The following is a 15,081-nucleotide window of genomic DNA, read 5'->3' as shown; positions in this document are numbered from 1 at the left end:
CTATGGTCTTTTTAGTTATTCACCGGTATTGTTTTGATTATCATTACGGTTGTTATTGTTGTCTGTTCTATCTTCTTCACGCGATTGAGGTGATGTTACCTCAGTATTATTTTGGTTTGTATTAGTATTGTCGGTACGACTTTGGCTACTACTTGAACTTGCAGTAGAAGAAGAGTGACTGCTTGAGCTTTCTGATGACTCAGAAGAGCTACTATTTTGTGATGATGACTGTCGATTAGTTGAAGGTGTTTCGGTTACTTTTGGTGCATAACCTTTAACATAAAGGCCAGTTCCAACACGTTCTACAGAACTTGGTTGTTTCCAGTCAGAATAAGAAGCATCACGACTAAGATATTGCATCATGTAACGGTAAAGTAGTTGAGCAGAGTTACTTTCTGTTCCTCGAATTGTACCATCACCAATATTGTCATATCCTGTCCAAACACTCATCACATAGTCTTTACTGTATCCTGAGAACCAAGAATCTTTAGGAGTCGAAGCATAACTTGGATACTTAGCTAATTCTTCTTGAGAATATTGAACCGTACCAGTTTTACCTGCTTGAGGTAATCCTGAAATATAAGCACTAGATCCGAATTGACCAGGCTGAATAACACCTTTTAACATGTCAGTAATCATGTAAGCTGTTGATTCTTTCATGACACGAACCCCTGTGCTGTTGTATGTTTCAACATTACCATCAGCTGTTTCAACTTTTTGAATGTATGTTGGTTGGTAATAAGTACCACCATTAGCAAATGTCGCATAGCCAGCAGCTAACTGTAATGACGAAATATCAGCACCAATCCCTACAGATAAACCTGAGTTTTTATCAATATTAATTCCCATAGCTTTAACAAAATCACTCGCTTTTGAAACACCTACTTCTTGAAGTGTTTTAACGGCTGGGACATTACGAGATTGCACAAGGGCTGTTCTCATGCTGATGTTCCCCATATATTGCATATCCCAGTCATAGAGTTGTACATTGGTACCAGGGTAAATATATTTGCTGTCATCTAAGTATTTGGCTGTTGACCAGTTAAGATATTCAATGGCAGGGGCGTAATCGAGTAGGGGCTTAATAGTAGAACCTGTACTACGTGTTTGTTGAACGGCTCTATTGTAACCAAATTGAACATTATCTTGATTACGACCACCAATCATCGCTACGATTCCACCTGTATTAGGGTCAATAACAGTTGCCCCAACTTGTAGTAGACCTTTGCTTGAACCGGAGTTGTTAAATGAAACAGTTCCATTATTTGCTAAATTATAAAGTCTTTTTTGAGCATCATAATCCATATTCAAAGTGATTTTTAAATTATCTTGATAAGGATTGTAATTTAATCTCTGAGCTTCAGTTAAAGCCTCTTTAATATAAGCATCGGTAATCGCATTGTTTGAATCTTGGGTTTGGTGACTACTTTGATCAACTAGACCATCTGTAATTGGTGTGTTAACAGCTTGTTGATATTGATCTTGTGTAATCTTTTGGTTTTCAAGCATTTCACTTAATACTAAGTTACGACGTCTTAAAGCATTGTCTGGATAAACATAAGGATCGTAAGAAGTTGGTGCATTAGGCATAGCTGCCATCAAAGCAATTTGAGGTAAACTCAATTGGTTCAGCTCTTTACCATAGTAATATTTAGCTCCCGTACCAACACCATAATTACCGTAGTTCATATAAACTTTGTTAAGATAATATTCTAAAATCTGATCCTTAGAATATTCACGTTCAACTTGCATCGCTAGCCAAGCTTCTTGTGCTTTACGACGAAGCGTACGCTGATCAGAACTTGTTGAAAAGGCAGTTAGTTTAACTAACTGTTGGGTGATGGTACTCCCACCAGATGTTGTACTCCCGCTTTTGATATTACCCAAAGCACTAGTTACAATACGAATAGGATCAATACCCAATGATTGTTGATAAAATCTTCTATCTTCAATTGATACGATAGCATCTTTCATTGTCTGTGGAATATTATCATTTGTGACATAGTCACGTTCTTGTGTTCCAATACTTCTAACAAAAGTCCCATTTCGATCATAAATTTGTGTTGAACCACCAGCTTGAAGTCGTTCTTGCGTAATTGCTGGTGCATCTTTAGCATAGAAGGCAAACAGCCCTATACCGCAAACAAAGAAGAACGTTACAATCATTAAGAACCATTTAACAAGCCTTACCCACAAGCGAGATTTCTTTTTCGCTTTTTTGGGCTTTTGTTGTTGAGGTGCACGTTTACGTTTCAATTCTTTATTATTTGTCATATTCAATCCTCTGTATTAAATTATTAATAGTTTCCAAATAAGGTAATGTTGGCCGAAATCCAGGATAAAACTCGATACCATAATTAATGACTTCATCTAATTTGATGGATTTACGACCTGTTTCTTGATCATACCATTTTTTTATTAGCCTTGAAGCAGGGTAAGAGAAGTATCGGTTTAAACTGGTAAATTTAATAATCACAAAACAAATACCTTTTTGAGCTAAACAATTCTCAAAGTGTGTAATTTGATGTTGATGAAAATTTTTGAGGGGAAAAGAAGTCTTGTTGCGTGTCTCCTTAGCCTCAAAGTCAACATAGTACCCGTTATAGACACCATTGTAGTCGGTAGTTGAAGCCTGTCTAAAATAAGCTTCTTTAATAACAGCCCGACTTCTTTTGGGATAGTCAACATTGACTATCTGAATGGGTGTTGGTTTTTTGTGAATGACAGCAATGCCCTTATTGAGGTAATAGTCATTACTGTCATTAATCTCTTGTTCTAAAGACATGCCTCGTTTTGAAAACGAGAAGGCACTCGTGCTATTACCTTTAGAAATTGAAGAGGGGCCACCGCCACCATTGGGGTAGTTGATCATGTTTCTATCACGCTCCTTATTGCATTATATCAATAAACAAACAAATTTAAAAATTACAAATAGTGGAGGACAAAATGAGAATTTGGCTAACTGGATATCGAGGTTTTGAGTTAAACCTTTTTAAAGAAGACGACCCTAAAGCCAAGATTATCAGAGATGTTATCAAACAACGTCTGATTAATCTAGCAGAAAATAATGACTTGGTCTGGGTTATTACAGGCGGACAGCTCGGTATTGAACAACTTGCCTTATCCGCCGCATTAGAGTTGAAGGAAGCTTATAATATCAAAACAGCAATGCTTTTGCCATATGAAGATTTTGGAGCAAGATGGAATGAAAAAAATCAAGAAGTGCTTTCAAATTTGAAAAATAGGGTTGATTTTTGTAAAGTAACAACCAATAATAAGTATCAAGGGCCTTATCAACTAAAAGCTTATCAACAATTTATTTTGCAACATACTGATAAGGCGTTGTTAGTCTATGACCCTGAGTATCCGGGCAAACCAAGCTATGATTATGAAGCTATCAAAAGTTATCAGAATCAACAAGATTATGAACTTGAATTAATTGATTTTTATGATTTACAAGATGCGGCTGATCAAGCTTAATTTATAGGAGGTTAGACTGTGGAAGATAAAAATAAAGCACGTTATGAAGGAATTCAATTCTCAGTATATGACATTTTAGAAAAGCAATTTAGTCAAGCTAGAAAAGGTTATGATAGCGATGAAGTCAATGACTTCTTAGACAAAATTATTGAAGACTATCAAGTGTACAATCAAAAAATTGAAACACTGTCACAAAAAGTTGATCAACTTCAAACACAAAAAGCAGAACTAGAAGCTAAAAATCGTGAAAACAACTATAGTGACGGACTTGAAACACCGGCTTCAACTAATTTTGATATCTTGAAACGATTGAGTAAATTGGAAAGCCAAGTTTACCAATTACAACAGCAACAAAGTCAAGAAAATCATAGTTTTTCTAACAATCAATAGTGAAATATGGTACAATTCAATATGTAGGTTTTGAGCAATCGCGGTAATCTTTATGATTGCTGAGGAAAGTCCACGCCCGCACAGGCTGAGATGCTTGTAGTGTTCGTGCTTGGCCCAATAAGCCCTGGGACTTCTTATGAAGTTACGGCAGTTAAAGTGCTAAGGTCTTTGACTATGCATGACTAGCTTGAAAGTGCCACAGTGACGTAGCAATATTGGAAACTTTATTGGTGGAACGAGGTAAACCCCACGAGCGAGCAACCCAAACATTGGTAGGGGCGCTTCATTTAAGGAAATGAACTAAAAATGAAGGTAGAAATACAGATAGATGATTGCTGAAGGTATTTTTCCTAGAAATACTGGAACAGAACGTGGCTTATAGAAATTTACATAGGATAATAAGTTGGGCTTAGTGCTCAACTTTTTTTTTGAAAAAGTAAGGATGTTAAGAAATGAGTTACAAGTTATTTGCAACTATGGCTAGTGGTTTTGAATCATTAGTTAAACAAGAATTACAAGACTTAGGTTATGAAGTCGAAACAGAAAACGGTCGTGTCTTCTTTGAAGGTGATCAAGAAGATATCGTGAAAACCAACTTATGGTTGCGTGTTGCTGACCGTGTCAAAATTTTAATTAAAGAATTTAAAGTAACGTCTTTTGAGACACTATATGATGAAGTTAATGCGATTGATTGGGCAGAATTAATTCCAGTTGATGGTGCATTTCCTGTACAAGGTAAGAGTGTTCGTTCAAAGTTACACCACGAGCCAAGTATTCAGTCTATTACCAAAAAAGCCATCGTTAATAAAATGGCTGAACAATATCATAGACGTGGTGTTTTACTAGAAAACGGGGCGACATATCCACTTGATATTACCATTACCAAAGATGTTGCTCGAGTATCTCTAGATACAACAGGAGCTAGTTTATTCAAGCGTGGCTATCGTACTGAACACGGTGCTGCCCCATTGAAAGAAAACTTTGTAGCAGGGCTACTTGGTTTAACTAAATATGATGGTTCTCAATTGTTAGTTGATCCGATGACTGGTTCAGGAACAATTCCAATTGAAGCCGCTATGAAAGCCCGTAATATTGCACCAGGTATGAAGCGTGAATTTGCTTACGAACAATTTGACTGGTTTGATGATAGTTTACTTGAAAAAGCACTTGTTGAAGCAGAAGCTGCCATTAATCGTGATATTAAGCTTCAAATTCAAGCCTTTGATATTAATCAAGAAATGATTGAAATTGCTAAACTTAATGCTTATGATGCAGGGGTCTTGCACGATATTGAATTCAAACAACGTGCTGTGAAAGACTTCAAGACAGATGTTGAAGAAGGAATCATTATTGCTAACCCACCATATGGTGTACGTATGAAAGAAATTGAAAGTGTACGTAAACTTTATAAAGAGATGGGACAAGTCTTTAATCCATTAACTCACTGGAGCAAATATATTTTGACAAGTGATTTAAGTTTTGAGAAGTTCTATGATCAAAAAGCAACTAAACGCCGTAAGTTATATAACGGTCGTTTAAGAACCGATTTATTCCAATTTTGGGCTAAATAAAAAAGCAGCAGTCTACTCAGGTGAGTGGGCTGCTGTTTTTTTTGACTTTGTGGTATACTATATTAAATAAAGGGGGATAACAATGGCACCATTAAAAATATATCAAACTATTTTCAATGAATTTATCAAAAAAGTAAAATTGCCAGTAACTTATATATTGTTTTTAGTAATATGCTTTATGATGTACTATCCAGAACATAGTTTTTCTAGTGTTGACTCTAATACTTCAACATTAAAATTAATTAATTTATTATTTGCCATATTCAGTATAGTGTATGGTAATTTATGGATAACATTAGGAACAATGATAACAGCAGAGATAGCAATTTACTTACTCTTTCGCTTTGATTTTTTTAATCGTGAGATTTTTCAGAACAAAAGTTATACTGGTGATGGTTTAATAGAAGAATGGAATGCGGTTTCTGCAAAAAACAGAATAGGAAATATAATATCAAAAATATGTTTACAATATTATGTGTATTATCTTTTACTTTATGGATTAAAGAACAATTTTTATAGTCTTCGTGATAAAGTGCTTTCAGATTATATCATCCAGTTTTTATTTTTAATAAATATTGTTTATTTTATGTATTTAATAATAAAAATTCTTTTTATAATTCGTATTCCATCTTCACAATCGTATTCAAGTACGTATGCTTTTGAGAGCGAGTATCTCATAATTAATAAGAACTCTGATTCATCTGTGTTACTGTGTAAGTCTAAATTTACTAACTTATACGTTTTGGTTGATAAAGAAGTAAAAGTACATACTCCTGATAATGGTCCCATTAACCAATCTAGTACTTACAAGATTATTGATTCTAGTAACAACTTATCAGATATAGTGTATCATTTTGATTGTAAAAAATAATAGCATGTCTACTCTCAAAAAATCAAAATTATTACTTGAAGACTTGATTAGTAATTATTTACTTCATCAAAAATATAATATATAGCATCATCAACACACATAAAAATACAACACCTAGAAGTAGATATTTATTGTTTGTTTGCATAAAAAATATCATCCTTTCTTAATTTAGATATAAATTTCATCTATTTTCAGAATTTTAATGCTATTTATTATTTTTGTGAATCTTAATTTTAAAGGATAAAGTTATTTCATTTGATATCATCTGCATACTTAGATACACTTGGAATAATACTTACTTGGAGGATTTTATGAATAATAATTATGTAAAAACAATTGGCTACTATGTAGGATGGCTTGTTTTATTTGCCTTCACACCTGGATTGATTAACTATAACTTTGGAGTCGCTGGCTTATTTAATCAGAGTGATGAAGTTAGTGTATGGATTAATAGTGCAGTTATGCTTTTAGTATTTCTATCTCTTATATTTTTTGACTGGCAAAAGTCAAGATCTTACTTTTTAAATAATCTTTCTAAAAGAAGTGCACTAATAGTAGTAGCTATTATACTAATCAGTTTAGCTACTTTGCCGTTTCACTATAAGATGATTTTTCATGTTGTGACGTATGCCTTTTGGATGTTCAGTTCAGTTGTATGGCAGAATTACGTTAGTTTTGGTTGGTTATATGGCAGATTGAGTGATATATTCTCCAAAAATATTAGTCAGCTAATTACAACATTAGCATTTGCATCAGGGCACGTTATCTACATATGGCAAAAATTTGGTCTTACGCAACCCGTTAGCCTGATATTTATATTATTAGTGGCTTTATTGTTATCTTCTTTAAGAAGATTTACTGGAAATATTAGTTGGCAAATTGCTATTCATCTAGCTTTTTACTATTTATTAAGTTAAAAAATACCATCTGTATCCTTTGGGATAACAGATGGTATTTTTATAAGTTGGTGTTGGGAGATAATAACTCATTATATGCATTCATTATTCTTTTTCCACGATTTTCAATTCTTTGATTAACTGTGATTAGAAATGAGTTTATTTGACTAGTATCTTTTGGTAGTAAATTTCCTGATTCAAGATGGTCCTCCCATAGTGGCAGAACACTACCACATGAATTACATACATACTCTTCAAGTAAATTATCTTGAATGATTTTTTTCCATTCAGAGTTCGTTGGATACCAAGATTTTTTTAGATAACGTAATCCATAATCCCAATAGTCATAGTTGCTTCGACTCGTGTTAAAGCCTTCAGGAACAACTGCTATGTTTCCAATAGTGTGAGTGAGTTTTGCAAAATCTTTTAGATATTTATTTTCATGAACTTTATTGAATTTTTCAAAATTTTCACGTAAAAAATCTACCCATAAAATTTTGGGATATTGTTCCTCTTTTAGTTCTTTTTGAAAAGGTAGAAGAAGAGCAGGAAAGTGTTCTCTATAATATTCAATATATTTTTGATTAAGGCACTGACTTTTTCCTCCTGTAGTGTGAGGAGGATACCCAATATAAACTTTTGCTAATTGACTTGATTTGGGTTTTGTTAAAGGTAATCTGTTATTTAAATTTCCTCCAGGTTTGAAAATAGCAGGGTATTCTAGTTGTAGATAAAATTTATAAGTGTACCAAAAAGAGTTCATAATATCTTTATGAAGCAATATTTTTTCATCGATATTGAAAACTTTTTTTAAAATGGTATCAACCTCTGAATAGTTTTCGATATGTCCTTTATCTTGCTTATGTTTTACATAGTCACTGTACTTATCTCTATAGTTTTCTTTATCTTTTGCAAGTAGTATATTCTTGATGGAATTGTTAGATATCTTTTTACCTAGTAACTTTTCTTTGTAGTTATAATCCCATTCTAAATATTTTTTATCCATACTAAATTCCTCCAATGTCTTTTATAGGTATCTTAACATAATGAATATTAAGATTTTTATTATTGTTTAATCCTATGTATAATGATAGACATATCTCACAATCTATTTGCAGAAGGAGTAACAATGGCACAACCACTATTTTTTACAATTTTTATCGGGATAATTGCACTTGAATATTATGTTTTAACTAATACCAAACACTTTTGGCTTGGAGGGATTTTGCCAGCATTAGTCACTGTGTTTTGCGTATTTTTAATGATTAAAACCAACAGTTATGCGTTAAGAGACTTCCTAATGGTTGGAACAATCGCAATCGGATCACTTTGCTTTTGGGGAGCAGGGGACGAACGCCGAAAAAGAAAGCTCAAAGAAAAACAGGAACAACTAGAATCAAAAGATAACGGGGGTTAAGTTATGGATGTTAAACAATTGAACGTCAAACTTAAAGTAGGGGCAAATTCTAAAAGAGAACCCTTAACTAATTTAAAGGGTATTAAACGGCTATTTTATAAATTTGTAACAAATTCAACAGAAGGGTATGAATACGCGGGTGGTTTTTTAACCATAGCGGAAGAGGGATTATTTTTTAAGCCACACTTTTTAAACTTTCATAGAGATCCACAATTTATTCCGTCATCAGAGATATTGACTGTCACAGAAGACCCTAAAATCTCTAAAATGATAACGGTAACTACTGACAACAATTCCTATACTTTTATTGTGTTCAAACGAAAAGAAGTAAAATCACTGATTGATGAAATGATTGTTCAGCAATAGTTATTTGATAATTTCAATGGAAGAAGGAGGCACTTCATATGTATAAAAAATACTATTTTGCTGCTATAAACCTCTTAGCTGGATGTGCACTTATCAACCATTTGAATCCCAGTACTAGTACATTTTTATCGGTATTACTTTTGTGTATTGTGTTTATAGCGCTGTTCGGAGTATTGAAGCATGAGCAAATTAGACCTATATTTCGGAAATTTTTCCAACGTGTTCCCGATAAATATGTATATTTATCGATATTTTTGATAATGATGATTTTTAATCTGCTACTATTTCAAAAGGAATATGTTAGTTCTTTGAACAGTTGGTTTTATATTTTCGATTCTCTTACAGTTGTATTATCAGTATGTGGGTTAATAGTAGAAGTCAAAAGTAATAGGGCCAAATAACTGAGATTAAAAAAGAATCTCTTAGTTGGAATTTTGGGTCCAACTTTTTGGGGATTACATCAAATTAGTACTTTTTTATGTTCGAGGAATGCCCTTACCAAGAAGTAAGACTAACTTAGTTAATATAAATAATTAATAAATTATTAAGTCTAGGGAATAGTTCCGTGTAATATGTTAATGTACAGCTTACATCAATTACTTTGGGAGGAATTATTTTGAAAAAATATAGCAATATTTCTAGGCTATTACTAGTAAATATAGTAATTGCAATCTTGTTCTGTGTACCTACGCCGTTTTTCGCAAATATATTTAATCCCTTAGGATTACTTGATATAGCAACTATTCTTATATCAATTGTTATTTTGGTAAAGGGAATCAAAGACACTCATATCAAGAAATCTAGTTCTATTTTTATGATTTTAGGATCTGTTATTAATTTTTTGGCTATTTTTTACGACATATATATGTCAATGCAATTCACAGGAGATTTAGCCTCTATAGCTATTGGATTTCCACTGTTAGTTTTACAATGTATTTCAATGTCCGCTCGAATTCTTGGCATAATTATGGCATGTATTGAATATAAAGCAGTTAAAAGATATGCGTAATTTCTAAAATTAAAAGCAAAAAAGAGTCTATCGGCTATTTAACTGATGGACTCTTTTATGTTTTACTTTTTTCCTCCAAAAGAAGAAGTAATTAAATGTATTCAAAACAATAATTATTAAGCTTAGCAGTTCACTTAAATCACTGTTATGGATTAAAAGCATATTAAGTAATACTAAAATAAACAACACCACAGCTGTTAACCTAATAATTACACAGAACTTTTTTGAATAATTCATAAAAAACGTTCCCCTTGTTTATTAGATATGAGTATAATATGTAAAGTTATCCTAATCGACTATATATCTTTTCAAACTTAATTGTGGTTGTTGATATAAGACATCGGATAATCCTTTTCGGTTTATTCAACTTAATATATAATAATTTCTGTAAAAATAAATTATTAGGTTGGGGGGATTTATTGTCGAATTCAGTGAAAAAATGAAATATATCCGAAAGTATCATAAACTCACACAAGAGCAGTTAGCTCAAGAGTTAAATGTTTCTCGCAAAACGATATCAGCGTGGGAAAATGATCGCGGAATTCCAGACTATCACTTAGTCAAGTATATTGAAGGTAAATTCCAGATTTCAAACGATTGTTTATTAGATAACAACAAACCCTTGTTCATGGATTCTAGAGAACTAAAAAACGAATTTAAAGACAAGATTAAATGGGTTTTATATATCGAGATTATTTTTATCTTTTTAGGCTATTTAACTTTATTTAAAATTTATAACAATACTATTAATACTATTATATTAATGATTCTTACATATTATTTAAATAAAACTGTTAAAGTTTATTATCCACAAAATAATTCTCATTCTATAACAAAAATAGGTATATTTTTAATTCATATTTTAGTAGGTATCTGGAAACTAGCTGAATATATTTCAAAGTATATGTTAGACGAAAATATTTATTATATATGTGGATTAGGTATATCGTTAGTAATAGTCAGTTTTACGGTAACTTGTGCACTTGTGGTAACATTAAGAATACTAACTATTCTTAAATATGAATGATAAAAAGTCATTATTTAAATAAAAGAAGAAGCGAAGGATATCTCTCATGAGGAGCAGTTGGTCAATTTGCTGGAATTGCTGCAGGGTTAAATCGTGTTAATTATCTTATATCAGTTTTAGGTTTTTAGAACTTAACAAAATCAAACATTTTTAACTATTTTTCAAAAAATAAGTAGTATTATTTTTTTATACATGTTATACTACGTATGTAATTGATTTTGAAACGTGAACTGTGATGTTATACATTATATATAATTTTTACTTTTACTTATCAAATATTCATTGCAACAAATCGCATATTTAAATATGCAACAGGAGGAAATTATATATGGTTAACGGAACAGTTAAATGGTTTAACGCTGACAAAGGTTTTGGTTTTATTACTCAAGAAAATGGTGAAGATGTGTTTGCTCACTTCTCAGCTATTCAATCAGATGGATTCAAAACTTTAGATGAAGGTCAAAAAGTTACTTTCGATATCGAACAAAGTGACCGTGGTCCTCAAGCAGTTAACATCCAAAAATAAGTTAAAAAGAGCCTGTGGGGCTCTTTTTTTGTATCTAAATTATGAAAAAAGCAAGCTTATTCAGCTTGCTTTTTGTTTTTACCTCAAATATAAGGATAAGTTAAATTCCAAAGAATAATAATCAGGGTTCCAATTAATGATTAAGTAAAATTAATTCAAAGACTAGAATGCTGACAGAGTTTGTGCTACGGTATACACAAAAGTTGGATTATTCATATAGGGGGATTTTAATAATGAATTTTAAAAAAGTAGCTGTACTTACAACAGGTGTCTTAGCATTAGGTGGGATTGGACTATCGATGATACAACACTCATCTGTGCAAGCTGATACCACAGAAACTAACCACTTGATTGAACATAACATTGGGAATACAAACTACATAGCCACAAAACCATTAATTGTTACACAAATTAATGACGAGTTTAATCAGTTATCTCAAGCAATCACTCATTTAGATCAAGAAAAATTATCAGATAGTATTTATCAAGAGCGAGTTAAGGAGTTATTAACCGATTATAATGGTGCTATGATTTCTTTAAATGTGCCTCAAACTACTCTTGAAAATGCAGGTATTGGTTTTAGTAATACGAGAAGTGATATAACAATTCATGTCATTAACGGTACGATTATGATACAAGGACATAATATTGAAACACTTAATATTTTAAGAACCGCTTTTCATGACTTAGGTACTTATAACCACTTTTTCGGTAATCTTACTGGGGCAGAATCCTATGGCTCACTTTCACTCACATCGAGATCATTGACACCTTACTTAGCACCAGTTTTAAAGGCAGTTAATGTATCTGCAGATGAATTGATGGCGGTAGGAGATAGCTATCAAAATATGATTGGAACAGGTCAAACAAAGGGTAGTGTGACATTAAAGTAATCATTAATGTAAAGACGTTACTTTTAGGTAACTTCTTTTTTTACCTTAAAAAAATTAAATAAATATGATAAACTATTTAACTAGAAATAAGGAGGAGAAATACTATGAATAAGAAAGTTGTTACAATTTTATCAGCGGTTGCATTAGGACTTAGTGCATCCCTAATTAATCAATCCTCACAACCAGCTTCAGCTGCAGTGATTGATCATAATAAAGTAGTAGGATTTAAAGAAACAAATCCATCAAATTTAACAGAACAAATTGAAAAGAAATATAAGCCTGTATTAAAGGTTTATAGTGGAGCTGTACCATTCCCAGCAGTTGATGCTGCAGGTAATACTAGTGGGGGCTTACAAGCTTCAGGAACACCTAGTGGAAATGCTAGCAAGAGTACTGGACAAGTGTATGCACGTTCAGGTTGGTATCAAGGTAAATGGGCAATCATGTATTCTTGGTACTTCCCAAAAGATGAACCAGATTCACGTATTGGCGGTCACCGTCATGATTGGGAAAATATTGTCGTTTGGTTAGATAATCCAGCTAACAAAAACCCTAAAGTTCTGAAAGTCTCTTATTCTGCACATGGTGGCTATACGAGTTACGGATATAGTGGCAAGACTTTCAAAGGAAATACACCTCTAGTCGGCTATGACAATATGAAACCCGTTCCTAAGTTTGTCGATCACTCACTTTCACCATCTAATGGCGAAGTTGGTGGAAGCCAGCCTTTAATTGGTTGGGATGATTTAACACCAGCTGCACGTAATGCCTTAAACAATACAGATTTTGGTAAAGCTAATGTGCCATTTAAAGATGCCAATTATCAAAATAATCTTAAAAAAGCACTTGCCAGTTGGTAAACTTTTGCAAAAAACCGCTAACAATATTGTTAGCGGTTTTTATATTAAATAAATTAATGTTTACTTAATTATATTTTAATGTTAGTATCTAAACTATCTTTTACTATCAAGGAGGAATTGATTGAAGATTACAACAAATCAGCTAGCCATCGGCTATGATCAAACAAAAGTGGTTACTAATTTGCAATTTGAGCTACTTGAAGGGGATTTCATTGCTTTAGTAGGTGCTAATGGTGCAGGAAAGTCAACCTTACTGAACTCATTGATTGGGATTTTGCCAACAGTTTCAGGAGAACTTAGTTGGGAATTCGACCCCCATCACAATCATAATCCTATGACTTATGTAGGCTTTAGCCCACAAAGTCAATTAATGGATTGGTATACTACTGTTTATGACAATGTCATGTTAGGTCCTTTACTAGCAGGATTTACTAAAAAAACAGCTCAACAAAAATCAGAGGAGGCACTTAAGCTACTTGACATTTATCAATTAAGAAATAATCCAGTTGATCATTTATCTGGCGGACAGCAACAAAGAGTCCAGATTGCTCGTGAAATTGCACGTGATCCAGATATTTATCTACTAGATGAACCTACAACGGGATTAGACATTGAAACCGCAGAAAGTTTATTCACATTTTTGAATCAAAAAGCAAAAGAAGGTCGAATTGTCTTAACATCTTCACATGATTTAACTTTACTGGATAAATACAGTGACAAAATTTTGTTTATTGATGAGGGCAAGCAACAGTTTTTTGGAACGATTACAGACTTTATCGCCGATTCAAATTTAAACTTGAGAGAGAAATATTTGAAGGAGCGTGAAGTGAAATAAATCCAATGAATTTTAGACACCACTCCTTAGGTGTAAAATCAATTTTAATTGTAGCTAGTAATGAATGGAAGGCCTTTAGAACTAACAAGGGCTTGCTATTATCGATGTTTATGCAACCCTTGATGTTGTATGGTTTACTAGTGTCAGCCCTTGGGCTCAGTATTCAAACGGTTAACTATCAAGGTATCGTCGTTTCTTATGCACAATATGCATTAATTGGGATTTTCTCATTTTTTATGACAACACAAATGTCGCAAGCCATGTATCGCTCTTCAGTCGATAAGCAGTTTGGACTTTTAGCCATTAAGTTTATGAACGGGGTACAACCTTGGCATTATTTAACAGGAATGAGTTTTTTCCCCTCAATAGGTTTTATTTTTCAATGTAGTGTTTTATTGGTACTCGGATTAATAACGGGTGGCATTTATCAGATTGTCTATTTCTTATTAGCTGTTTTGTTTGGGATTATTTTATTAGAATTTTGGTCATCCCTCGGGATTTTGTTAAGTACTAAAATCTCTGATTATCAAAAAAGAGATTTAGTAATGACGTTAATTTTCACACCCATTTCTTATGCAGCACCAACATTATATGTTTTGTCGGATAATTCACCTATTTTAATTAAATTGATTGCAGCTATTAATCCGTTGACGTATCAATTAAATGCATTGAGAAGTATTGCTTTTGGTATCTTTGATTTGAAAACGATACTGATTTCGGTAGTATTGTCACTAGCAATGGTCTTATTAGCACAATCTATTTTAAAACGAATGAAATTAACACTAGCAGAACGATAATAAAGGTATGCAGCGATTAGGCGAAAAATGTGGCATGACAAAAGAAGCCATTATTTGAAAAGTACGCTATTTAAATGGTCAGTACTATGACTCGGTTAAATACGGTATTTTGAGAGAAGAGTTTAACAATTGTTAAACTCTTT

17 protein-coding genes, 1 other RNA gene and 1 pseudogene are annotated in these 15,081 nt (G+C 32.7%); 16 read left to right on the top strand and 3 right to left on the bottom strand.

Annotated features, from left to right (window positions below; all coding sequences use genetic code 11):
* Window positions 1–15: 15 nt before the first annotated feature.
* Both R4Y45_RS04400 and recU read right to left on the bottom strand, forming a co-directional pair.
* Window positions 16–2,274 carry a transglycosylase domain-containing protein gene (locus tag R4Y45_RS04400; protein WP_339969661.1) on the bottom strand — a complete coding sequence of 753 codons (2,259 nt, stop codon included), beginning with the start codon at window positions 2,272–2,274 and terminating at the stop codon, window positions 16–18.
* Window positions 2,264–2,872, bottom strand: a complete 609-nt coding sequence (recU, locus tag R4Y45_RS04395) for a Holliday junction resolvase RecU (RefSeq protein ID WP_339969659.1) — start codon at window positions 2,870–2,872, stop codon at window positions 2,264–2,266. The genes R4Y45_RS04400 and recU overlap by 11 nt, the downstream gene beginning before the upstream one ends.
* A 74-nt stretch (window positions 2,873–2,946) precedes the next feature.
* On the opposite strand from recU, the gene R4Y45_RS04390 reads away from it, so the two are divergent.
* The 6 genes from R4Y45_RS04390 to R4Y45_RS04365 all read left to right on the top strand — a co-directional run bounded on the left by R4Y45_RS04390 (window position 2,947) and on the right by R4Y45_RS04365 (window position 7,229).
* Window positions 2,947–3,480, top strand: a complete 534-nt coding sequence (locus tag R4Y45_RS04390; RefSeq protein WP_339969657.1) for an SLOG family protein — start codon at window positions 2,947–2,949, stop codon at window positions 3,478–3,480.
* An 18-nt stretch (window positions 3,481–3,498) separates the two neighbouring features.
* Window positions 3,499–3,870, top strand: a complete 372-nt coding sequence (gene gpsB / locus R4Y45_RS04385; RefSeq protein WP_339969655.1) for a cell division regulator GpsB — start codon at window positions 3,499–3,501, stop codon at window positions 3,868–3,870.
* A gap of 26 nt (window positions 3,871–3,896) precedes the next feature.
* An RNA gene (gene rnpB, locus R4Y45_RS04380) (RNase P RNA component class B) lies at window positions 3,897–4,254 on the top strand.
* A 68-nt stretch (window positions 4,255–4,322) separates the two neighbouring features.
* Window positions 4,323–5,441: a THUMP domain-containing class I SAM-dependent RNA methyltransferase gene (locus R4Y45_RS04375; protein WP_339969653.1), complete on the top strand. Its 1,119-nt coding sequence runs from the start codon at window positions 4,323–4,325 to the stop codon at window positions 5,439–5,441.
* Window positions 5,442–5,523: 82 nt separating this feature from the next.
* Window positions 5,524–6,312 (top strand): hypothetical protein, encoded by a 789-nt coding sequence (locus R4Y45_RS04370; protein WP_339969651.1) that lies wholly within the window; start codon window positions 5,524–5,526, stop codon window positions 6,310–6,312.
* Between the two features lie 311 nt (window positions 6,313–6,623).
* The gene (locus tag R4Y45_RS04365; protein WP_339969649.1) at window positions 6,624–7,229 is read left to right on the top strand and encodes a CPBP family glutamic-type intramembrane protease; all 606 of its coding nucleotides are present in this window, start codon (window positions 6,624–6,626) and stop codon (window positions 7,227–7,229) included.
* Window positions 7,230–7,269: 40 nt separating this feature from the next.
* Here the strand turns inward: R4Y45_RS04365 and R4Y45_RS04360 are convergent, their stop codons facing one another.
* Complete coding sequence (locus R4Y45_RS04360) at window positions 7,270–8,214, bottom strand: hypothetical protein (protein ID WP_339969647.1); 945 nt, start codon at window positions 8,212–8,214, stop codon at window positions 7,270–7,272.
* A gap of 123 nt (window positions 8,215–8,337) precedes the next feature.
* Between R4Y45_RS04360 and R4Y45_RS04355 the strand changes: the two genes are divergently transcribed.
* The 10 genes and pseudogenes from R4Y45_RS04355 to R4Y45_RS04310 all read left to right on the top strand — a co-directional run.
* On the top strand, window positions 8,338–8,625 hold the full coding sequence (locus tag R4Y45_RS04355) for a hypothetical protein (protein WP_339969645.1): 288 nt from the start codon (window positions 8,338–8,340) through the stop codon (window positions 8,623–8,625).
* A gap of 3 nt (window positions 8,626–8,628) precedes the next feature.
* Window positions 8,629–8,991: a hypothetical protein gene (locus R4Y45_RS04350; protein WP_339969643.1), complete on the top strand. Its 363-nt coding sequence runs from the start codon at window positions 8,629–8,631 to the stop codon at window positions 8,989–8,991.
* A 616-nt stretch (window positions 8,992–9,607) separates the two neighbouring features.
* The gene (locus tag R4Y45_RS04345; RefSeq protein ID WP_339969641.1) at window positions 9,608–10,000 is read left to right on the top strand and encodes a hypothetical protein; all 393 of its coding nucleotides are present in this window, start codon (window positions 9,608–9,610) and stop codon (window positions 9,998–10,000) included.
* 439 nt (window positions 10,001–10,439) lie between these two features.
* On the top strand, window positions 10,440–11,027 hold the full coding sequence (locus R4Y45_RS04340) for a helix-turn-helix transcriptional regulator (protein ID WP_339969639.1): 588 nt from the start codon (window positions 10,440–10,442) through the stop codon (window positions 11,025–11,027).
* Between the two features lie 328 nt (window positions 11,028–11,355).
* Window positions 11,356–11,553, top strand: coding sequence for a cold-shock protein (locus tag R4Y45_RS04335; RefSeq protein WP_056975039.1), 198 nt, complete (start codon window positions 11,356–11,358; stop codon window positions 11,551–11,553).
* 233 nt (window positions 11,554–11,786) lie between these two features.
* Window positions 11,787–12,446 (top strand): hypothetical protein, encoded by a 660-nt coding sequence (locus R4Y45_RS04330; protein WP_339969637.1) that lies wholly within the window; start codon window positions 11,787–11,789, stop codon window positions 12,444–12,446.
* Window positions 12,447–12,550: 104 nt separating this feature from the next.
* Complete coding sequence (locus R4Y45_RS04325; protein WP_056975035.1) at window positions 12,551–13,306, top strand: NPP1 family protein; 756 nt, start codon at window positions 12,551–12,553, stop codon at window positions 13,304–13,306.
* Window positions 13,307–13,427: 121 nt separating this feature from the next.
* Window positions 13,428–14,141, top strand: coding sequence for a metal ABC transporter ATP-binding protein (locus tag R4Y45_RS04320; RefSeq protein WP_412747365.1), 714 nt, complete (start codon window positions 13,428–13,430; stop codon window positions 14,139–14,141).
* Window positions 14,138–14,938, top strand: coding sequence for an ABC transporter permease (locus R4Y45_RS04315; RefSeq protein WP_339970257.1), 801 nt, complete (start codon window positions 14,138–14,140; stop codon window positions 14,936–14,938). The genes R4Y45_RS04320 and R4Y45_RS04315 overlap by 4 nt, the downstream gene beginning before the upstream one ends.
* Window positions 14,937–15,074, top strand: a pseudogene (locus R4Y45_RS04310) (GNAT family N-acetyltransferase); the annotation flags it as partial. The gene R4Y45_RS04315 and the pseudogene R4Y45_RS04310, both read left to right, overlap by 2 nt.
* Between the last annotated feature and the right edge of the window lie 7 nt (window positions 15,075–15,081).

Origin of the sequence: Holzapfeliella saturejae (assembly GCF_037546065.1) — a bacterium.
Taxonomy (GTDB): domain Bacteria; phylum Bacillota; class Bacilli; order Lactobacillales; family Lactobacillaceae; genus Holzapfeliella; species Holzapfeliella saturejae.
Note: the sequence above shows the minus strand (reverse complement) of the source record. Positions and strands in the feature narration are given on the sequence as shown.